Below are 19,654 nucleotides of genomic sequence, written 5' to 3'. Positions count from 1 at the left end.
TTATTTTTGAGCCTAGGGTCTCAAAAATCCCCTGTGATGGGACTGATAAATCAGTTCCATCACTTTCACCACGGCGAAAGAAGCAGATGATTTCAAATTGAACTTCGTTCCAATTTGAAATGAAAATCAATAAGTTTAAAAATAGCTAGGTCTGCTGGCCTAGCTTTTGGTTCAAAGTAGAGAAAGGAATATCATGGCAAATCATTTCCGTACGGATCGTGTGGGCATGGAAATCAAGCGTGAAGTCAATGAGATTTTGCAAAAGAAAGTCCGTGATCCGCGTGTCCAAGGTGTGACCATCACAGATGTTCAGATGCTGGGTGACTTGTCTGTTGCCAAGGTTTATTACACCATTTTGAGTAACCTTGCTTCGGATAATCAAAAAGCCCAAATCGGGCTTGAAAAAGCAACTGGTACTATCAAACGTGAGCTTGGTCGCAATTTGAAATTATACAAAATCCCAGATTTGACCTTTGTCAAAGACGAGTCCATCGAGTATGGAAACAAGATTGATGAAATGCTACGCAATCTGGATAAGAACTAAGAAGAGGGGTACCCCTCTTTTTTTGTGGGGAAAATAGGTGGAATTTGAAATGGAAAAATATTCTTTTAAAAAAGGGATTCTGTATTTTTTAATGTTATCTAATTAGAAAATGCTTTTTTTTTTTAGGAAATATGATATGATGATTTCATAAATAAAAGGAGATTCTATCAATGAATAATATAAAAAAAGTTTGTCGTTTAGCTTTGCTATGTCTTTCCGTCTCTACTCTAGTTGCTTGTAGTTCTCTTTCTGAAAAAACAAGTAGCTCTTCTAGTGAGAATCAAACAGAAACTTCATCTAGTAGTTCTGAAAAGAAAGGATTGTTTGCTAAAGCAAAAGAAAAACTCAGTTCAAGCGATTTTAACCCACAAGATGTTAGCGATGCGACAATTGAGTCTATAAAAACCTATGAAGATTACTTGATTATGAATGAGAAAATAATCGATAATTACTATACAGAAGCAGACGAAGCCTTTAAAGGAACTGTTTTAGAAGATAGCGCTGCTATCCAAGAACTAAAAGATAGCACTAAAAAAGAAATGGAAGATTTGAAAAAACAATATGGCCCGCTAAAGAAAGCACCGATTCAAGGGAAAGAAGAGGTTATTAAGGCTCTAAAAGATTATCGTGATAATCTACATGAACAAGTGGAGCAGTGGAAAGCTAGTCTTTAATAGGAAGAGTGGAGTTCAATATGGATTATCAATTATTGCCACATGAATATATGGTTATGAATAGTGACCATGTGAGTTTTGGGAAAAATGGTTTGTCTACAGATGAATTAATTTTAACGAATCTACACTTAATATATATCAAAAAAGGTTTGTGGGGAGGGAAAAAAGACCAAGTTACCATACCCATTAACCAGATTAAAATTTTTGAAGGGAAACCTCAAGTTTCAGTAACCAAAACCAATGGTGTGAAACGGCTGGAAATTTATTATAATGGCGGACAAGCTATCTTTGCATTTAATAATACTAAGGATACTGACAAGTGGGCTAGAAACATTATTAAATTGATTTCAGGTGATACGAGTAATTTTGAAACCTTGGGAGATAGCAGCTTATTTGGAGCAGATGTTTTGGCAGAAACATTTAAGGATACATTTGACACTTTTAAAGCAGGGCTCGGGATTAAGGATGCAGAGCCAGAAAAGATTTCAACCAAGTGTAGCTTTTGTGGAGCACCTTTATCAGGTCAAGTGAAGCAAACAGTGAGATGTGCCTATTGTGATATGGAGCAGAGTTTATAAGGGGGCAATTAAATGGGGTTGATAAAAGCAATCACAGATTCTATTGGTGGGACATTTGCAGATCAGTGGAAAGAAATTATCACAGTTCAAGCTTTTGATGAACATACAGCTGTAAGTCCAGGTATTGTTCAAGAAAGTAATAATGGTAGGGGTGTCAATACGAAGGGATCTGTAGGTGTTATTTCCAACGGATCCAAGATTTTTATTCCAGAAAATACTGCTGCCTTTATCTTTAGTCAGTCGGGTATCGAGGAAATTATTACAGAACCAGGTGGATATGAATACCAAAATGGTGAGAGCAGTGTTTTTAACGGTGATGGATTGAAAAAGTCACTGTTTGACAATGTTGTTAATCGTGTTGGATTCGGTGGTCAAAGTGATCAGCAAAAACAGATTTGTTTTGTTAATTTGAGAGAAATTCGTGATATTAAATTTGGGACTCGCGGTCCAGTCATGTATAATGATTTGTTTTATGGGACAGATTTAGAAGTACGTGCTTTTGGAACATTTTCTATCCAAATTACAGATGCTAAGCAATTTATCAAAAACTTTCTTCCTGCCAATGTGACTTATTATACCTTTGATAGCGCTCAAGCTAGATCACAAATAGTAACAGAATTTCTTCAATCTTTTATTGTTGCACTTAATTCCTTGTCAACAACTTATCGTATTTCACAATTACCCTCACAAGCTTCAGTTCTTGCAACCCAAGTATCGAATGATGGACAGTATGCAGGGACTTGGAAAGAACGTTTTGGATTTGAGATTGTGAAAGTTGCCATTGCTAATATTGAGTTCTCACCAGAATCTAAGGAATTGGTTAAACAATTTTCATCAAATAAGATGAATTTAAAAGCTTATGATGATGTATCGCAGAAATCTTCTAATATTGCAGCACAACAAAAAATTGCATCAGGAGTGGAGCAACATGGTCTAGGTGATAGTGCTGGAATGATATTTGGAATGAATATGGCTCAAAGTTTAGATGAAAAAGCCATGAAAGCAAGTTTATCATTAGATGAACAAATCGAAGCACTTACAAAACTAAAATCTCTTTTAGATGCAGGGATATTATCCCAGGAAGAATTTGATCGAAAGAAAAAAGAAATTATGGATTTATAAGATGAAGCTCGAAAGCTCATAGTTAGTGTGTATTCAAGGAACATTTTAGGTGAAACAATAATAGACTATCGTTCACAGATAGAATATCATGTTGTAAAGGTAGGAGTTGAATATTCTAGCTGTCTCTACAAAGACTATTAAAAATCTTTAACAAATAAGTTGCTAAGGATTTTTTGAAAATTTTTGAGGGGGATTTGAAACATACTTTAAAAGAGTATGCTATCATAGAATATAACTTACAGAAGTAAAAGGAGTTTGTATATGGCTGAACAAGAGTTGGCTATGCAAGTATTGCAACAAGTGGTGAAACTACCTGTTGTTAAGGTTGAACGTTCGAAATTTTTAGTGGATAAGTTTTCCAAAGAATTGGATCCACAGGACATTCCTACCTTATTGGAACAAGGTCCAACGTCTCTCTTATCTCAAGAAATCTTAGATCGAGTGGCTAATGCCTGCATTAGGGATAATGTTTTATTGGCGAGTGGAACCTCTGTTTTGGCAGGATTACCAGGTGGACTTGCCATGGCAATTACCATACCAGCGGATGTAGCTCAATTTTATGGTTTCTCTCTGAAATTGGCTCAAGAATTAGGTTATATTTATGGTTATGAAGATCTTTGGGCTTCACGCGATGAGTTGAGTGAAGATGCTCAAAATACCCTCTTGCTTTATCTAGGTGTCATGTTGGGGGTGAATGGAACCGCTGCCTTGCTACGTGCAGGTGGTATAACAATTGCCAAACAGGTAATGAAAACAGTACCTAATAAAGCTTTAACAAAGACGCTTTGGTACCCTATTTTGAAAAAAGTCTTAAGAATATTTGGTGTGAATCTTACCAAGGGAGGGCTGGCCAAAGGAATGGGAAAATTCATTCCTATCTTGGGTGGTATCATTTCAGGTGGTTTAACCTTTGCAACTATGAAACCAATGGGTGAAAGCTTGCAGAAAGAATTATCCAAACTAGTCAATTATAGTGAAGTTCAATATCAAGAAGATGTTGAAACAATCCGAAAAGAGGCTGAAATAATCGAGGGTGAGTGAGATGAATCCTATCAAAGTTTTTGCTAAAATCTATGGAAATTATTTTTTGACCGTGCAAGGTGTAAAAGTAATGAAAACGATAAAGAAAGATGACAATGTTGTTGTCGGTCTAGGTAAACTTTTTATTGCAGACAAGTTAATGGATACGGCTCGGTGGCTCATCAAGCCAGAGGAGAGAGAATGAAATTTTTTTTGGGTCTTCTTGCTATTCTTTTTATCAAACCGATTATTGGAATTATGAAATTCCTGTGGATGATCATCTCTTTTGCAGTCCAATTGCTGTTTTACAAGCTATTATTTAAAATATTGGATTTGTTCTTTAAACTTATTTAGATGGTAATCCAAGTCTCAGAGAACTAGTAAGTCTTGTACTGCTAGTTTTTTAATCTCTTTCCATATGGTATAATATAAGCAGTAAAATCATTTTAGAACATACAATGGAGGTCGTCATGGACAATATCATCGATGTGTCAATTCCCGTTGCAGAAGTGGTGGACAAGCATCCAGAAGTCTTGGAAATCCTAGTGGAGCTTGGTTTTAAACCCCTTGCTAATCCCTTGATGCGCAATACAGTTGGTCGTAAAGTATCACTCAAACAGGGTTCTAAGCTGGAAGGAACTCCTATGGACAAGATTGTCCGCACACTGGAAGCAAACGGCTATGAAGTGATTGGGTTAGACTAATGGCAGATGAACGAATTCATGTCCTGCGGGATATTTTGTTAGAATTGCACAATGGTGCCTCTCCTGAGTCGGTTCAGGAGCGTTTTGATGCGACCTTTGCGGGTGTCTCAGCTATAGAGATTTCCCTCATGGAGCACGAGCTGATGAACTCAGACTCAGGTGTCACCTTTGAAGATGTTATGGAACTCTGTGATGTCCATGCCAATCTTTTTAAAAATGCTATTAAAGGTGTCGAAGTAGAGGATACCGAGCATCCAGGTCACCCGGTTCGGGTCTTCAAAGAAGAAAATCTGGCCCTCCGTGCGGCCTTGATTCGCATTCGGAGATTGTTAGATACCTATGAGTCTATGGAAGATGAGGAAATGCTTGCGGAGATGCGCAAGGGTTTGGTGCGTCAGATGGGACTTGTGGGGCAATTTGACCTCCACTACCAGCGTAAGGAAGAGCTCTTCTTCCCCATCATGGAGCGCTATGGACACGATTCCCCTCCTAAGGTCATGTGGGGAGTGGATGACCAGATTAGGGAACTCTTTCAAACAGCTTTAGCGACGGTCAAGTCACTACCTGAAGTGCCGATTTCCACTGTAAAAGAAGATTTTGAATCCTTTGCGACAGAGTTTGAAAGTATGATTTTCAAGGAAGAGTCCATCCTTCTCATGATTCTCCTTGAGTCCTTTACTCAGGATGACTGGCTTCAGATTGCGGAGGAGAGTGACGCCTATGGCTATGCCATCATCCGTCCGTCTGAGAAATGGGTGCCAGAACGCCAGAGTTTTGTTGAGGAAAAGAGTGTAGAGGAGACAGTACAACTAGACACGGCAGAAGGTCAAGTTCAGCAGGTTATCGATACGCCTGAAGGACAGTTCACCATTACCTTTACCCCTAAGGAAAAAGAAGCAGTGCTGGACCGCCATAGTCAACAGGCTTTTGGGAATGGCTATCTCTCGGTCGAGCAGGCTAATCTCATCCTCAATCACCTCCCTATGGAGATTACTTTTGTCAATAAAGAAGACATTTTCCAGTATTACAATGACAATACGCCAGCTGATGAGATGATTTTCAAACGGACGCCGTCCCAAGTCGGGCGTAATGTTGAACTTTGCCATCCGCCTAAGTATTTGGACAAGGTAAAGACCATCATGAAGGGGCTTCGTGAAGGAGTTAAGGACAAGTATGAAATGTGGTTCAAGTCTGAGTCGCGAGGTAAGTTTGTCCACATCACATACGCTGCAGTCCATGATGAAGATGGAGAATTCCAAGGAGTGCTGGAGTATGTTCAGGATATCCAACCCTACCGAGAGATTGACACGGACTATTTCCGTGGATTAGAATAAGGAGAAAAAATGAGTTACGAACAAGAATTTATGAAGGAATTTGAAGCTTGGGTCAATACCCAGATTATGATCAATGACATGGCACACAAGGAAAGCCAAAAAGTCTACGAAGAGGATCAAGACGAGCGTGCCAAAGATGCCATGATTCGCTACGAAAGTCGCTTGGATGCTTATCAGTTCTTGCTTGGTAAGTTTGAAAACTTCAAAGCAGGCAAGGGATTTCATGATTTGCCAGAAGGCTTGTTTGGTGAGCGAAATTATTAAACGAGATAGATTCTTGATTTTTTACTAAAATCTTGATAGAATATTTATATTAAATCCTTGTCAGAGCAGGGGTTTTTTATTGAAAGGATTTTATCATGTCAAAGAAACTCAATCGTAAAAAACAATTACGAAATAGCCTCCGTCGTGCAGGTGCTTTCTCAAGTACTGTGACTAAGGTTGTAGAAGAGACAAAAAAAGTCGTAAAACGTGCAGAACAGTCAGCAAGCCAAGCTGGTAAGGCTGTTTCTAAAAAGGTTGAACAAGCAGTAGAAGCTACCAAAGAGCAAGCTCAAAAAGTAGCCAATTCTGTAGAAGATTTTGCAGCAAACTTGGGTGGACTTCCACTTGATCGTGCCAAAACTTTCTATGATGAAGGAATCAAGTCTGCTTCAGATTTCAAAAATTGGACTGAAAAAGAACTCCTTGCCTTGAAAGGAATTGGCCCAGCTACCATCAAGAAATTGAAGGAAAATGGCATCAAGTTCAAGTAATTTTTCTTGTGCCTTGCATTTCCGAAAAAATCTTGCTACAATAGAGCCATTAGAGGTGTTTTGAATCCTACATTTTACAGAAAGTGGCGGCGCTGAGAAGTCCACAAATGTGTCAAAACTGGTTGCTAATGACTGAAAAATGAAATAATATTGTCTTTTTATTTTAAAGACGAGAGTTGCGGGCAACTGCCCGAAATTGGGTGGTACCGCGGATAAACACATTCGTCCCTGTCATGTAGATGGCAGGGCTTTTCTTTTGTGTCTTAGTCAAAGGGGGTTGTTATGAAGCAATCTTTTAAAACAAGTAAACTCTATTATGGTTTTCCTATCTTCATTTTGGGGTATCAGGATCAGAATTTTGGACACAATATTACGACCTGTAGCTCCTCTTATAGCTTGGGAGATTGGCTAGTCATTGGTGTTGGTGCTGAGGAAAATGCGGCTGAGCAGATTAAGCATTATCAACAGTTCACCGTGAATATCCCTGATGAAAATCTCATGCTCGAGATGGAGCAGGCTGGTTTTATCAGTCATAGAGAGAAATTGAAACACCTGGGGCTAGACTACGAGATTTCTGAACGGACTCAGGCACCGATTTTAGAGATTTGTCCAGTCGTGTTAGAATGTCAAGTTGATAGAATTATCGAGGAGGATGGAATCTGTCATATCTTTGCCAAGATTATCGAGCGACTGGCTAATCCTGAACTCTTGGATGAGAAAGGGCATTTTAAAAATGACCGTTTTTCACCGACTTACTTTATGGGGGACGGTCACCAGCGCGTTTATCGCTATTTAGATAACCGTGTTGACCCTATGGGGAGCTTCATCAAGAAAGTGAGGATGAAGGATGTCAAGAGCTGAATTACCAGAACGATTAGAAACCGAACGACTCGTCTTACGAGTTCGTACTGTAGCGGATGCTGAGGATATCTTTGCCTATGCTAGTCGTCCGGAAGTCTCTTACCCAGCAGGCTTTCTACCCGTCAAGACCTTGGAAGATGAGGTTTATTACCTAGAACATATCCTTCCCGAGCGCAATGAAAAGGGAAATCTCCCAGCAGGCTACGGGATTGTCGTCAAAGGAACGGATAAGATCGTTGGCTCTGTCGATTTCAACCATCGCCATGAAGATGATGTGCTGGAAATCGGCTATACCTTACACCCAGACTATTGGGGTCGAGGTTATGTACCAGAAGCAGCGTGTGCCTTGCTTGACTTAGCTTTTAGAGAATTAGGTCTTCACAAGATTGAACTAACTTGTTTTGATTATAATGTCCAAAGTCAACGAGTCGCAGAGAAGCTTGGATTTATCCTCGAAGCTCGAATAAGAGACAGAAAGGATGTTCAAGGAAACCGCTGTGACAGTCTGATATATGGTTTGCTGAAGAGTGAGTGGGAGGTGATTTGATGCATCTTTTCATCATTGGGGCTCCGGCTTCTGGGAAAATGACGATTGGTCAAGAGTTATCTCGACTGACAGATGCTACCCTCTTTTATAACCATCAAGCCATCGATTTTGCATTAGAAATCTATCAGGACTTTACAGAGGAAATGTGGGAATTTGTTCGTGGAATTACCTTTTCTTTCCTTGGAGCAAGTGCAAGAAATCAGCGATCAGTAATTTTAACAGACGTAATTGATTTTTCAAATCAGTACCAACTGATGTATTTAAAGCAAATTCAGGATTTATTGGATAACTTTCATCAAGAGATTCTTTTTGTTGAGTTGGAAACAAGTCTTGAGGAGCGTTTACGCCGAAATCAAACGGAGAACCGGTTGAAGCACAAGCCCTTGAAACGGCATATTGAGATATCTGAAAGAGAAATTTTAGAGACTGCTGAAACACTTCAATTAAATTCCCAACATCAACCGAATGAGTTGCACCACTACTTTAAAATAAATAATACGAATTTGTCTGCAGAAGAAGTTGCTAAGCAAATTCAAAATAAAATGAACAAAATAGAGAAAGGACAAACACATATCTAAACAACTTCATGAAGACGTTCTCAAGACTCAAGAAGTTCAAAAGTCTCAACCTTTTTCGTTCGTGATTCCACCACCAAACGTAACTAGAAAACTCTACCTTAATCACACCTGGGGTACAACCTTCAAAGTAAACGAATCACAAAGAAGCTTAGATTCCCGTTCAAGCCTGTAGCTGAGTCCCGAAGGATATCTAAGTCAGTTGAGTCGAATCTATTGAAGGATGAATTAGAGGAGAAAATAGATGGCTAAAAAGAAAAATAGAAAAAAGAATTAAAACGCCAGCAAAAGTTGGATATCAAAGTTATTTCTGAAGAAGAGGCTGCTTGGACAGAAATAATGGCTAAAAAACCAACTTTTGTAGAACGTCGGACTATTCAAAATTTCGATGAACTACATACAGCAGTGATGCAATATGCTGATGAACACGGAGAGTATCCAGATGTTCAGCTAATCAATTACCAACTGAAAAATAGGACTTTTGATTGGAAACAGGACCATGCTTTATTTAGAGAAGCTATGCATACTCCAAATACACAGAAGCGAAATGAACTGTTAAAACAAGTTTTAAAAATCAATCCAGATTATTTTGCTGCTGATTTTCATCCATTCTTATCAGAGGTTGAAGATTTTGATTTACCAACCTTTAGATTAGATTTAGGAGGCAAAGATTGAAATTAATGTATTATTTTAATACTGACAATAGATTGAGGAATCTTTTTGCTCAAACTTGGAAAATACTTATGTATGCGCTAACGTATTTTCCAATAATATCTCTAATTATATTCTGTCTTACCGATTTTAAATTAGTTATAATTTTACAATTTGCCTTGATACTAATATATGTGTTTAACTATAAAAATCGATTTAATAAGTTTAGAGTTTTTCTTACTAAAAGTACTAAATCTTTAGCTTTTATGAACGCATGGGATGGAATATTTTGCGGAATCTTGACTTACATTCTTTATAACCTAAATCTAGTTGAATCAACTTTAATCAACTTATCTCAATATTTTTTTACTAATTATGGCATAAGTAAAAATCACATAAATAACTGGCTTATCATTGTAATACTTTTAATATTACCATTGGTATTATCTGTTATAAAAACTATAATATCAATTAAGATATTTAAAAAAGTTAATAAAATAGATATCTCCAAGGGAAAGACACTATGGAATGTATATGCCACGATGCTTATTAATTCGTTTTTATGGTATTATATCTATATTTATTACTTTATTTCTAAAGCTATTGATTTTCATTCCGATTTAATAACTGACATTTTTATATTTAATTCATTTATTGCGCTTTATTTAATATTCTGGTGGAGAATTCATAATCTAATTAGACATGTTGCAAAAGATACCAAAGAAGTAATAGCATCATGGCTAACTGGAACAATCTGTATATTGTTGTTAGCAATATTTAATCAAGTTGAAAATGAATTAATAAATGCTTTAACCTGGTTTTTGCCAATATTAATTCCTAGTCTAATTGGAGAAATAAATTCTCAATTTGATACAAAAAAATATAAGAAAAAACCAATAAGAACTGAGAAAATGGATAGACACCTCTATCGAACTCAACTATATGGTTTTCTTACTCTATTAATGTTGAGTATTATTCCAAAGTTAACCGAAATTATTTGGGGTTTAAAGATTAAGAAGAAATTGGTCGAATTTATAACTCCCGAAGCTGATTGGATGTCTGAATTATTTGCCTCAACTATAATTATTTTCGTTTGTTTCATATTATCATTAGTTATTGGGAAGATTATAATTTGGTTATTACAATATTTCTATTTAAACACCTATAATGGATATTACGTGTATCGTGACAATATGCATAGTATATTAATAAATCGTAGATATAAAAGAAATATTCATAAAAGGAGAAAAAATAATGTCTAAATAACTTTCACCTAAATACACTCCATCCTATGTTTAGGTTGGTCGTTAACAAAACAACTTCATGAAGATGTTCTCAAGACTCAAGAAGTTCAAAAGTCTCAACCTTTTTCGTTCGTGATTCCACCACCAAACGTAACTAGAAAACTCTACCTTAATCACACCTGGGGTTCAACCTTCAAAGTAAACAAGCTACAGAGAAACTGGAATTCTCCATTAAAACCTGTATCCGAGGCTGTAAGAATATCCAATACAGCAGAGGTAGAGTTTGATCTATTGAAGGATGAATTAGAGGAGAAAATAGATGGCTAAAAAGAAAAATAGAAAAAAAGAATTAAAACGCCAGCAGAAGTTGGATATTAAGGTTATTTCTGAAGAAGAGGCTGCTTGGACAGAAATCATGGCCAAAAATCCAACTTTTGTAGAACGTCGTACCATTCAAAATTTCGATGAACTACATACAGCAGTGATGCAATATGCTGATGAACACGGAGAGTATCCAGATGTTCAGCTAATCAATTACCAACTGAAAAATGGGACTTTTGATTGGAATCAGGATCATGCTTTATTTAGAGAAGCTATGCATACTCCGAATACACAGAAGCGAAATAAACTGTTAAAACAAGTTTTAAAAATCAATCCAGATTATTTTGCGGCTAATTTTCACTTGTTCTTATCAGAGGTTGAAAGTTTTGATTTGTCAACCTTTAAAAAAGTATTGGATTTTGAAATTCTAGTTTTAGAAAAATGGAAAGTGAATGGATACAATAGTTGGAATTATTTTGAAGCACGCCCTATCCTGTCTGCTCTGATGTTTCTGATTGAGTATTATATGATGGAGAACTTCAATTCTAAGGCTATAGAATTGATTGACCTATATTTGAGTAAGCGACCAGACCGTTTTCCTCCTAATTTTGTCTTCTGTATGCTTTCCTTGTATCATATTACTGGTCAGGAACTAAAGGTTGAGCGCTTCTATCGTGAAGAATTAAATAAAGGGAAACGGGATGATACCATTCTTATTCATGCCATCATCTCTGCTTTTTCTCAAGGAAAAATTGAAGAAGCAAGTCAGCTATTTGCAAAATTAGTGGAAATCAATGATGAAGCTGTCGAATTCTTTATGGAGGAAGATTGGCAATTCAAAGTTATAGATATAGAAGACCAAGAATGCTATTGTCCAAATTCAGTTGAATCGTTACAAGCTAGTTTGTATCCTCTGTTTGATTATTTACTAGAAAATATTATTTTAACGAAATTTTTAACAAACGAAGCCAAAAAATGCCGCCGTAAACCAGTATTTTCGAATCATTCTAGTATGATAAGAAATTTATCCGAGGTATCCGATTGGCATTCCTTTATGAATGAGGAAAAAATGAAGGGGATTCGGATGGATCTTGTTCACATCTTTGTTGAAAATGGGATTCGTACGTCTTTAGATTTCAAAAAATGGACTGAAAAAGAAGTTCTCGCTTTGAAGGGAATTGGTCCCGTAACCGTTAAAAAGCTGAAAGAAAACGGCATAAAGTTTAAGAAAGAGAAGTAATTGTTTATGGAAGGGGGAGGTGAAATTGTCTTGAATGAAATTTCTAATTTCATCCTGTATACTACACCAAATGGCGACGTTCAGCTAGATATCCTTTTACAAGATGAAAATCTTTGGTTGACTCAAAAAGGTCTTGCAGAGCTCTTTGGAGTTGAACGAAGTGTCATTACAAAGCACTTGAGAAACATTTATGATAGTGGTGAGTTGGATAAGGTATCAACTTGTGCAAAATTTGCACAGGTTCAACAAGAGGGAAATAGAACTGTCCGGCGTGAACTTGAATATTACAATCTGGATGCTATCATTTCGGTTGGTTATCGAGTAAATTCCAGTAAGGCTACTCAATTTAGAATTTGGGCAACCAAGACTTTGAAAGAATTTATCATCAAAGGTTTTGTTTTGAATGATGAACGCTTGAAACAAGGACAGACAGTTTTCGGACAAGATTATTTCCGTGAACTTTTAGAACGAATTCGCTCTATTCGTTCTAGCGAGCGCCGAATCTATCAACAAATCACGGATATCTTTGCTGAATGTGCCATAGATTATGATCAAAACTCAGATATTACTAAAAATTTCTATGCTATGGTGCAAAATAAATTTCATTATGCAATTACTGGAAGTACTGCTGCAGAAATTATCTATCAACAAGCCGATGCTAGTAGAGAAAAAATGGGATTAACTTCTTGGAAGAATGCACCTGATGGACGAGTGTTCAAATCAGATGTAACGGTGGCTAAAAACTATTTGCAAGAAAAAGAAATTCGACAACTAGAGCGAACAGTTACAGCTTATTTTGATTATATTGAAGGTTTGGTTGAGCGCCGTAACACTTTTACCATGCGAGGATTGGCAGATAGTATTGATCGTTTTCTATCTTTTAATGAGTACGAAATTTTAGAAGGAAAAGGAAGTATTTCCAAGAAACAAGCAGACTCAAAAGCCATCCAGGAGTATGAAAAATTTAACCGAACTCAAAAAATTCTATCGGACTTTGATAAACATATTATGAAGATAATGAGAGAAAGTTAATGTAAAATTTTTATACAGTTTCTTTTTTGCTAATAGAAGATACTGAAAAAATCAGATGTGATGAATCAAAGCTTATCTTCTACATACTAATTTTATTTAAAGATATTAACTAGAAAGGACAAACATATGTCTAAAGAACTTTCACCTAAATACAATCCAGCCGAGGTTGAGGCTGGTCGTTACCAAAAATGGCTTGATGCCGATGTTTTCAAGCCTTCAGGCGATCAAAAGGCTAAGCCTTATTCAATCGTTATTCCACCACCAAACGTAACTGGGAAACTCCATCTTGGTCACGCTTGGGATACGACTTTACAGGATATCATCATCCGTCAGAAACGCATGCAAGGTTTTGATACGCTTTGGCTTCCAGGTATGGACCATGCTGGGATTGCGACCCAGGCTAAGGTTGAGGAGCGCTTGCGTGGTGAGGGCATTTCCCGCTATGACCTTGGTCGTGAAAAATTCCTAGATAAAGTATGGGAATGGAAAGACGAATATGCCACTACCATCAAGGAACAATGGGGCAAGATGGGACTCTCTGTAGACTACTCTCGTGAGCGTTTTACGCTTGATGAAGGTTTGTCAAAAGCTGTTCGCAAGGTCTTTGTGGACCTTTACAAGAAAGGCTGGATCTACCGTGGTGAGTTTATCATCAACTGGGACCCAGCAGCTCGTACAGCCCTTTCTGATATCGAGGTTATTCACAAGGATGTCGAAGGTGCCTTCTACCATATGAACTACATGCTGGAAGATGGCTCACGCGCCCTTGAAATTGCGACAACTCGTCCTGAGACTATGTTTGGGGACGTAGCTGTTGCGGTCAATCCAGAAGACCCACGCTACAAGGACTTGATTGGTAAAAATGTTATCCTTCCAATCGCTAATAAATTGATTCCAATCGTTGGGGATGAACACGCAGATCCTGAGTTTGGTACTGGTGTCGTGAAAATCACACCTGCCCACGATCCAAACGATTTCTTGGTTGGTCAACGCCACAACTTGCCACAAGTCAACGTCATGAACGACGACGGAACCATGAATGACTTGGCCTTCGAATTTGCAGGCATGGACCGTTTTGAAGCTCGTAAGGCAGTCGTTGCTAAGTTGGAAGAAATCGGTGCCCTTGTTAAAATCGAAAAACGTGTCCACAGTGTTGGTCACTCAGAGCGTACAGGTGTGGTGGTTGAACCACGCTTGTCTACGCAATGGTTCGTCAAGATGGACCAATTGGCTAAAAATGCCATTGCCAACCAAGACACAGACGACAAGGTAGAATTTTACCCGCCTCGTTTCAACGATACCTTCCTCCAATGGATGGAAAATGTTCACGACTGGGTAATCTCTCGTCAGCTCTGGTGGGGTCACCAAATCCCTGCTTGGTACAATGCTGAGGGTGAAATGTACGTCGGCGAAGAAGCTCCAGAAGGCGACGGATGGACTCAGGACGAAGATGTCTTGGATACTTGGTTCAGTTCTGCCCTTTGGCCATTCTCAACTATGGGCTGGCCTGATGTTGACTCAGAAGACTTCAAACGTTACTTCCCAACGTCAACCTTGGTAACAGGTTACGACATCATCTTCTTCTGGGTGTCTCGTATGATTTTCCAATCCTTGGAATTCACTGGTCGTCAGCCGTTCCAAAACGTCCTTATCCACGGTCTTATCCGTGACGAGCAAGGACGCAAGATGTCTAAATCTCTCGGTAACGGGATTGACCCAATGGATGTCATCGAGCAATACGGTGCCGATGCCCTTCGTTGGTTCCTTTCAAACGGTTCTGCACCAGGGCAAGACGTGCGCTTCTCTTACGAGAAAATGGATGCTTCATGGAACTTCATCAACAAGATTTGGAATATCTCTCGCTACATCCTCATGAACAATGAAGGCTTGACTCTTGAGCAAGCAACTGCCAATGTCGAAAAAGTGGTCAACAAGGAAGCTGGAAATGTCACAGACCGCTGGATTCTCCACAACCTCAATGAAACCATCGGAAAAGCTACTGCTAACTTTGACAAGTTTGAGTTTGGTGTCGCTGGACACATCCTCTACAACTTCATCTGGGATGAGTTTGCGGACTGGTACGTTGAGTTGACCAAGGAAGTCCTTTATAGCGACAACGAAGAAGAGAAAGTCATCACACGTTCTGTTCTCCTTTATACTTTGGACAAGATCCTTCGTCTCCTTCACCCAATCATGCCATTCGTGACAGAGGAAATCTTTGGCCAAATCTCAGAAGGCTCTATCGTCACAGCAGAATACCCAACTGTTAATCCAGCCTTTGAAGATCTTGCGGCTCACACTGGTGTGGAAAGCCTCAAAGACTTGATCCGTGCTGTTCGTAATGCGCGTGCAGAAGTAAACGTAGCACCAAGCAAGCCTATCACCATCCTTGTTAAGACTAGCGATAGTGACTTGGAAGCATTCTTTAACAGCAATGTCAACTACATCAAACGCTTCACAAACCCAGAACACTTGGAAATCGCATCAACCATCTCTGCACCTGAACTCGCTATGTCAAGCGTCATCACAGGAGCAGAAATCTACTTGCCTCTCGCAGACCTCCTCAATGTCGAAGAAGAACTGGCTCGTCTAGACAAGGAACTGGCTAAATGGCAAAAAGAATTGGACATGGTCGGCAAGAAGCTCTCTAACGAGCGCTTCGTAGCCAATGCCAAACCAGAAGTTGTCCAAAAAGAACGTGACAAACAAGCCGACTACCAAGCCAAATACGACGCGACCGTAGCACGTATTGATGAGATGAAGAAGTTGGTGAAATAAACACAGAAACACGGTGATGAGCCGTGTTTTTTGGTATAATGAATTAAAGAAATTTATCTAAAGGATAATGAAATGAGTAAAATTTTTATTGCACATGCCTGGTCAGATGATGAAAATTATAGTCAGAGACAATTAGACTTTATACGTAAACTTGAACTCGAACTAGAAGAAAAAAATTTAGAAGTTATTTATGATGGTAATATTGTTAACAAAAATACTTTAAATCAATTCATGATTGAAAATATTAGAAATTGCGATGTTATTTTATCTATTTGTGATAAGGCCTATTTAGAAAAATCTGAAAAAAAGATTCGGGTGTGAGTTTCGAATTAAAAGAAATAACAGAACATAATTTCTTAGATAAAGTAATACCTATTAAAATCTCAGAAGATAATTTGCCTTACATTTTTGGTACATTACCTTACGAATCTTTCTGTAAAGAATTTGAGGAAATGTCGTTTGACTCATCCGATCAATTAAATTCTCTTTTTATAAGATTATCTGAAAAGCTCTCAAAAGAAGAGCTCTGCCCTCAAGATAAATTAAAAGAAGAAGTTCATTCGCAACTTGATTCGATTGGTTTAATTTCTAATGTTCTTAATTCCACATTAAAACTTTCAGATTTGTATACTTATCCAGAACTAAGAATAGATAGAAAAGAAAATATAAGTTATCTTTCAGCAGAAAAGTTATTGAATAGTAAATATTATTTAGATAAAGTTTTTATAGTAGGCGATAGACAAAGTGGAAAAACATCTTTTGCAAAAAAATTATTTTTAGATATATATAGTGACGGTTTTCAACCTATCTATTTAGAAAGTAAAGAGATTAATTCTCAAAATATAGAAAAGGCAGTTCGCAACAAATATATTTCAACATATAAAACTAACCATAAAAATAAAGCAGAAAATATAGTTGTTATAATTGATGATTTTCATAAACTTTCGACAAAATTACAAAATATTGTTAAAAAAATTGACAAGTACGCAGGGTTAATTTTGTTTGTTGATGATATTTATGATATTAGTTCGAATGATTTTACAGTAACAAGATTCACAATACAACCTTTTAAACCTTCTTTAAGAAATGAACTTATAACGAAATTTATAGAATCAAAATCACTCTATAGAGATTTAAACACAAATGATAAATTAAAGAAAATTGATGAGAATACGAATCTTGTTGATATCAGTTTGGGTTTAGATAGAGGATATAAGAATGGTATTATCCCCGCATTTCCTCTGTATATTTTAATTATCCTAGGTTCTTCAATTGATGTTAACAACAGATTCGATACTCCTATATCTTCACACGGTCATTGTTATAATTTACTAATTCAGTTAGCTTTTCAAAATTGTGGAGTAAGTAATGATCGGATTGTGTCTTATTTAAACTTTTTGTCTTATTTTTCTATGTATCTTTTTAAAAAAGAAGTCTTAGAAGTATCAAATAAGGATTTCAATTTATTTTTAGAAGATTATCAAAATGATTATAAAATCTTTGACCTAGAAGAGTATCTAAGTTTATTAATGAAAACTGGATTGTTGAGAAAAAGCAACTCTTCTAACTACAGTTTTTGCTATGAGTATCTATATTATTACTTTTTAGGGCAATATCTATCTGATAACTTTAATGAACATCTTGATGACATACAAGACATTATTTTGAATCTGGATTTAGAACAGAATGGCCACATAAGTATTTTTCTAGCGCATCATTGTAAAGATCAACGATTAATAGAAATGTTAAACTATAGTTTAGAGAATTCATTTAGTGATTATACAGAAGCAACACTTGATTCTGTAGAGTTGGGTGATTTTGATAAACAAGTTAATGACTTATCTAATAATATTGATTACAGGATAGAGAACTTCGAGGAAAAACGAAAATCCGAATTGAATCATCGAGACAGATTAGAGGAAAATGCATACTCAGAAAGAGATAACACAGAGATAATTGAAGAAAAACAAGCTCATAGACAAAATCAAGTTAGAAATGCAATTCAAACCGTAGAAGTAATTGGAGTAATTCTTAAGAACAGATACGGGTCAATAAAAAACAAAGATTTTAATAAAATATTAAAAAATACAGTTGATGCTAATTTAAGACTTCTTACCTCTTTTATTCAGATTGTCTCCGATAAAGATTTTATACTTTTTCTAGAGAACTTTATTTCAAAAGAAGTTGATACAGAAAACCTAAATGAGGATAAACTAAGAAAAGATATCCATGACATACTTGTGAGCATGAATTTTGCTACTATATATTCACTAGTTATGAAAACTGTTTCATCAATTGGTTCAGAACCTATTTCTCATTATTTTTCAGAAATGATGGAAAATAGCAATATTAATCCTAGCTATATATTAATAAAAAGGGGATTAGAACTACAATATGAAAAACAATTCTCGGAAAAATCTATCTTAAATGATAGAAACAATAAAAATATGTCACACGTAGCTCGTACCATATTGAATTTAATGGTTGTTAATCATGTATCACGGCATTCCTTTAGCTATCAAGAAAAAGCTAGAATAGAAGAAAAATTTGGGTTTAAACCTAATTCACTCCTTAAACAAGAACAACACATAAAATCAATAGAAAACAGATAGTATTTAACAAGTTAAAAATTTTTGACCCCACCTAACGACACCATCGGCTGGGTAGCAAAGAAATAAAAAGTCCGTTTTAGACTAATTTCCACTTCGGTTAGGCAAGTGGAAGTTACTTTGAGAAGTTAGCAATAAAAAGTCCTATCACTTTCTCCCCCTTAACCTTTGACTATTCTGCAAAATTATCGTAAAATAAAGAGTAAATGATAAAATGAGGTCAGAGTCTGTTTGCTCTGGCGATAGTAGTAAAAATGAGGAGAAACGCTTTGGAATTAGAAGTATTTGCTGGGCAAGAAAAAAGTGAACTATCTATGATTGAGGTAGCGCGTGCTATCTTGGAACTTCGTGGTCGCGACCATGAGATGCATTTTAGTGATCTTGTAAACGAAATTCAAAACTACCTTGGAACATCAAACAGCGATATCCGCGAAGCCTTGCCTTTGTTCTACACAGAGTTGAACTTTGACGGTAGCTTCATCTCACTTGGAGACAACAAATGGGGGCTTCGTTCATGGTATGGTGTAGACGAAATCGACGAAGAAATCATCGCTCTTGAGGAAAATGACGACGATGAAGTAGCACCAAAAGCTAAGAAAAAACGTGTCAATGCCTTCATGGATGGCGATTCAGATGCTATTGACTACAATGCAGATGATCCAGAAGACGAAGATGCATACGAAGCAGATCCAGCTCTTTCATATGATGATGAAAATCCAGATGATGAGAAAAATGAAGTGGAAGCTTACGACGCAGAAATTAACGAAATCGCCCCTGATGACTTGGGTGAAGACGTGGATCTCAACGAAGAAGATGACGAGTTTTCAGACGATGATTCTGAAAACATTGAGGAATAAAAGTTAGCTATTGACAATTATCCTATTTTTAGGTATCATATTGTTCGGGCACCTCTTTTAGAGGTCGGAGCTCCCTAGTTCTTAGGGAGCTATTTTTGTTTTTCAAGAAGTTATCTTCTTGTATTTTAGTTGTGAATCTGGTGCAGTCGTCCCAGATTATTCTTATTAGTAGGGTCTTGTTTTCTATGTCCCCTCGTAGTTAACAAGA

The 19,654-nt window shown here is 37.0% G+C and carries 21 protein-coding genes; all 21 read left to right on the top strand.

Annotation, left to right across the window (positions count from 1 at the left end):
- Nucleotides 1-193: 193 nt before the first annotated feature.
- The 21 genes from rbfA (at nucleotide 194) to rpoE (ending at nucleotide 19,446) form a co-directional block, all read left to right on the top strand.
- On the top strand, nucleotides 194-544 hold the full coding sequence (gene rbfA, locus ACWPV5_RS09055) for a 30S ribosome-binding factor RbfA (protein WP_001273601.1): 351 nt from the start codon (nucleotides 194-196) through the stop codon (nucleotides 542-544).
- A gap of 170 nt (nucleotides 545-714) precedes the next feature.
- On the top strand, nucleotides 715-1,218 hold the full coding sequence (locus tag ACWPV5_RS09050; protein WP_454383506.1) for a hypothetical protein: 504 nt from the start codon (nucleotides 715-717) through the stop codon (nucleotides 1,216-1,218).
- Between the two features lie 20 nt (nucleotides 1,219-1,238).
- Complete coding sequence (locus ACWPV5_RS09045; protein ID WP_000386258.1) at nucleotides 1,239-1,796, top strand: C1 domain-containing protein; 558 nt, start codon at nucleotides 1,239-1,241, stop codon at nucleotides 1,794-1,796.
- Nucleotides 1,797-1,808: 12 nt separating this feature from the next.
- On the top strand, nucleotides 1,809-2,918 hold the full coding sequence (locus ACWPV5_RS09040; protein ID WP_454383504.1) for an SPFH domain-containing protein: 1,110 nt from the start codon (nucleotides 1,809-1,811) through the stop codon (nucleotides 2,916-2,918).
- A 261-nt stretch (nucleotides 2,919-3,179) separates the two neighbouring features.
- On the top strand, nucleotides 3,180-3,959 hold the full coding sequence (locus tag ACWPV5_RS09035; RefSeq protein WP_454383502.1) for a hypothetical protein: 780 nt from the start codon (nucleotides 3,180-3,182) through the stop codon (nucleotides 3,957-3,959).
- A 1-nt stretch (nucleotide 3,960) separates the two neighbouring features.
- Nucleotides 3,961-4,143 carry a hypothetical protein gene (locus tag ACWPV5_RS09030; protein ID WP_261064608.1) on the top strand — a complete coding sequence of 61 codons (183 nt, stop codon included), beginning with the start codon at nucleotides 3,961-3,963 and terminating at the stop codon, nucleotides 4,141-4,143.
- 265 nt (nucleotides 4,144-4,408) lie between these two features.
- On the top strand, nucleotides 4,409-4,642 hold the full coding sequence (locus ACWPV5_RS09025; RefSeq protein ID WP_000368739.1) for a DUF1858 domain-containing protein: 234 nt from the start codon (nucleotides 4,409-4,411) through the stop codon (nucleotides 4,640-4,642).
- A complete protein-coding gene (locus tag ACWPV5_RS09020) occupies nucleotides 4,642-5,976 on the top strand; it encodes a DUF438 domain-containing protein (protein WP_454383499.1) in 1,335 nt (444 codons plus the stop codon). The genes ACWPV5_RS09025 and ACWPV5_RS09020 overlap by 1 nt, the downstream gene beginning before the upstream one ends.
- Nucleotides 5,977-5,985: 9 nt before the next feature.
- On the top strand, nucleotides 5,986-6,240 hold the full coding sequence (locus tag ACWPV5_RS09015; RefSeq protein WP_000119707.1) for a DUF1912 family protein: 255 nt from the start codon (nucleotides 5,986-5,988) through the stop codon (nucleotides 6,238-6,240).
- Nucleotides 6,241-6,335: 95 nt separating this feature from the next.
- A complete protein-coding gene (locus ACWPV5_RS09010) occupies nucleotides 6,336-6,731 on the top strand; it encodes a helix-hairpin-helix domain-containing protein (RefSeq protein ID WP_000038635.1) in 396 nt (131 codons plus the stop codon).
- Nucleotides 6,732-7,013: 282 nt separating this feature from the next.
- Nucleotides 7,014-7,592 (top strand): flavin reductase family protein, encoded by a 579-nt coding sequence (locus tag ACWPV5_RS09005; RefSeq protein ID WP_000813805.1) that lies wholly within the window; start codon nucleotides 7,014-7,016, stop codon nucleotides 7,590-7,592.
- Nucleotides 7,579-8,139, top strand: coding sequence for a GNAT family N-acetyltransferase (locus ACWPV5_RS09000; protein WP_454383496.1), 561 nt, complete (start codon nucleotides 7,579-7,581; stop codon nucleotides 8,137-8,139). Before ACWPV5_RS09005 ends, ACWPV5_RS09000 begins: the two co-directional genes overlap by 14 nt.
- Nucleotides 8,139-8,717 carry an AAA family ATPase gene (locus tag ACWPV5_RS08995; RefSeq protein ID WP_454383494.1) on the top strand — a complete coding sequence of 193 codons (579 nt, stop codon included), beginning with the start codon at nucleotides 8,139-8,141 and terminating at the stop codon, nucleotides 8,715-8,717. The genes ACWPV5_RS09000 and ACWPV5_RS08995 overlap by 1 nt, the downstream gene beginning before the upstream one ends.
- 288 nt (nucleotides 8,718-9,005) lie before the next feature.
- Entirely contained in the window at nucleotides 9,006-9,389 is a 384-nt protein-coding gene (locus tag ACWPV5_RS08990; protein ID WP_454383492.1) for a hypothetical protein, read from the top strand.
- A 5-nt stretch (nucleotides 9,390-9,394) separates the two neighbouring features.
- Nucleotides 9,395-10,627 (top strand): beta-carotene 15,15'-monooxygenase, encoded by a 1,233-nt coding sequence (locus ACWPV5_RS08985; protein WP_454383738.1) that lies wholly within the window; start codon nucleotides 9,395-9,397, stop codon nucleotides 10,625-10,627.
- A 301-nt stretch (nucleotides 10,628-10,928) separates the two neighbouring features.
- Nucleotides 10,929-12,170, top strand: coding sequence for a hypothetical protein (locus tag ACWPV5_RS08980; protein ID WP_454383490.1), 1,242 nt, complete (start codon nucleotides 10,929-10,931; stop codon nucleotides 12,168-12,170).
- A 30-nt stretch (nucleotides 12,171-12,200) separates the two neighbouring features.
- Nucleotides 12,201-13,202, top strand: a complete 1,002-nt coding sequence (locus ACWPV5_RS08975; RefSeq protein ID WP_454383736.1) for a virulence RhuM family protein — start codon at nucleotides 12,201-12,203, stop codon at nucleotides 13,200-13,202.
- A 126-nt stretch (nucleotides 13,203-13,328) separates the two neighbouring features.
- The gene (locus tag ACWPV5_RS08970; protein WP_454383488.1) at nucleotides 13,329-15,980 is read left to right on the top strand and encodes a valine--tRNA ligase; all 2,652 of its coding nucleotides are present in this window, start codon (nucleotides 13,329-13,331) and stop codon (nucleotides 15,978-15,980) included.
- Between the two features lie 72 nt (nucleotides 15,981-16,052).
- Nucleotides 16,053-16,301 carry a TIR domain-containing protein gene (locus tag ACWPV5_RS08965; RefSeq protein ID WP_454383486.1) on the top strand — a complete coding sequence of 83 codons (249 nt, stop codon included), beginning with the start codon at nucleotides 16,053-16,055 and terminating at the stop codon, nucleotides 16,299-16,301.
- Nucleotides 16,298-18,592, top strand: a complete 2,295-nt coding sequence (locus ACWPV5_RS08960; RefSeq protein WP_454383484.1) for an NACHT domain-containing protein — start codon at nucleotides 16,298-16,300, stop codon at nucleotides 18,590-18,592. Before ACWPV5_RS08965 ends, ACWPV5_RS08960 begins: the two co-directional genes overlap by 4 nt.
- A gap of 266 nt (nucleotides 18,593-18,858) precedes the next feature.
- Nucleotides 18,859-19,446, top strand: coding sequence for a DNA-directed RNA polymerase subunit delta (gene rpoE, locus ACWPV5_RS08955; protein WP_031227756.1), 588 nt, complete (start codon nucleotides 18,859-18,861; stop codon nucleotides 19,444-19,446).
- Nucleotides 19,447-19,654 lie beyond the last annotated feature (208 nt).

The organism is Streptococcus sp. Marseille-Q7156, from assembly GCF_965119495.1.
This window is presented reverse-complemented; position numbering and strand designations above follow the sequence as displayed.

Coding starts and splice junctions, on each gene's coding strand:
- rbfA (WP_001273601.1), top strand. CDS start 194: ATGGCAAATCATTTCCGTACGGATCGTGTGGGCATGGAAATCAAGCGT.
- ACWPV5_RS09050 (WP_454383506.1), top strand. CDS start 715: ATGAATAATATAAAAAAAGTTTGTCGTTTAGCTTTGCTATGTCTTTCC.
- ACWPV5_RS09045 (WP_000386258.1), top strand. CDS start 1,239: ATGGATTATCAATTATTGCCACATGAATATATGGTTATGAATAGTGAC.
- ACWPV5_RS09040 (WP_454383504.1), top strand. CDS start 1,809: ATGGGGTTGATAAAAGCAATCACAGATTCTATTGGTGGGACATTTGCA.
- ACWPV5_RS09035 (WP_454383502.1), top strand. CDS start 3,180: ATGGCTGAACAAGAGTTGGCTATGCAAGTATTGCAACAAGTGGTGAAA.
- ACWPV5_RS09030 (WP_261064608.1), top strand. CDS start 3,961: ATGAATCCTATCAAAGTTTTTGCTAAAATCTATGGAAATTATTTTTTG.
- ACWPV5_RS09025 (WP_000368739.1), top strand. CDS start 4,409: ATGGACAATATCATCGATGTGTCAATTCCCGTTGCAGAAGTGGTGGAC.
- ACWPV5_RS09020 (WP_454383499.1), top strand. CDS start 4,642: ATGGCAGATGAACGAATTCATGTCCTGCGGGATATTTTGTTAGAATTG.
- ACWPV5_RS09015 (WP_000119707.1), top strand. CDS start 5,986: ATGAGTTACGAACAAGAATTTATGAAGGAATTTGAAGCTTGGGTCAAT.
- ACWPV5_RS09010 (WP_000038635.1), top strand. CDS start 6,336: ATGTCAAAGAAACTCAATCGTAAAAAACAATTACGAAATAGCCTCCGT.
- ACWPV5_RS09005 (WP_000813805.1), top strand. CDS start 7,014: ATGAAGCAATCTTTTAAAACAAGTAAACTCTATTATGGTTTTCCTATC.
- ACWPV5_RS09000 (WP_454383496.1), top strand. CDS start 7,579: ATGTCAAGAGCTGAATTACCAGAACGATTAGAAACCGAACGACTCGTC.
- ACWPV5_RS08995 (WP_454383494.1), top strand. CDS start 8,139: ATGCATCTTTTCATCATTGGGGCTCCGGCTTCTGGGAAAATGACGATT.
- ACWPV5_RS08985 (WP_454383738.1), top strand. CDS start 9,395: ATGTATTATTTTAATACTGACAATAGATTGAGGAATCTTTTTGCTCAA.
- ACWPV5_RS08980 (WP_454383490.1), top strand. CDS start 10,929: ATGGCTAAAAAGAAAAATAGAAAAAAAGAATTAAAACGCCAGCAGAAG.
- ACWPV5_RS08970 (WP_454383488.1), top strand. CDS start 13,329: ATGTCTAAAGAACTTTCACCTAAATACAATCCAGCCGAGGTTGAGGCT.
- ACWPV5_RS08965 (WP_454383486.1), top strand. CDS start 16,053: ATGAGTAAAATTTTTATTGCACATGCCTGGTCAGATGATGAAAATTAT.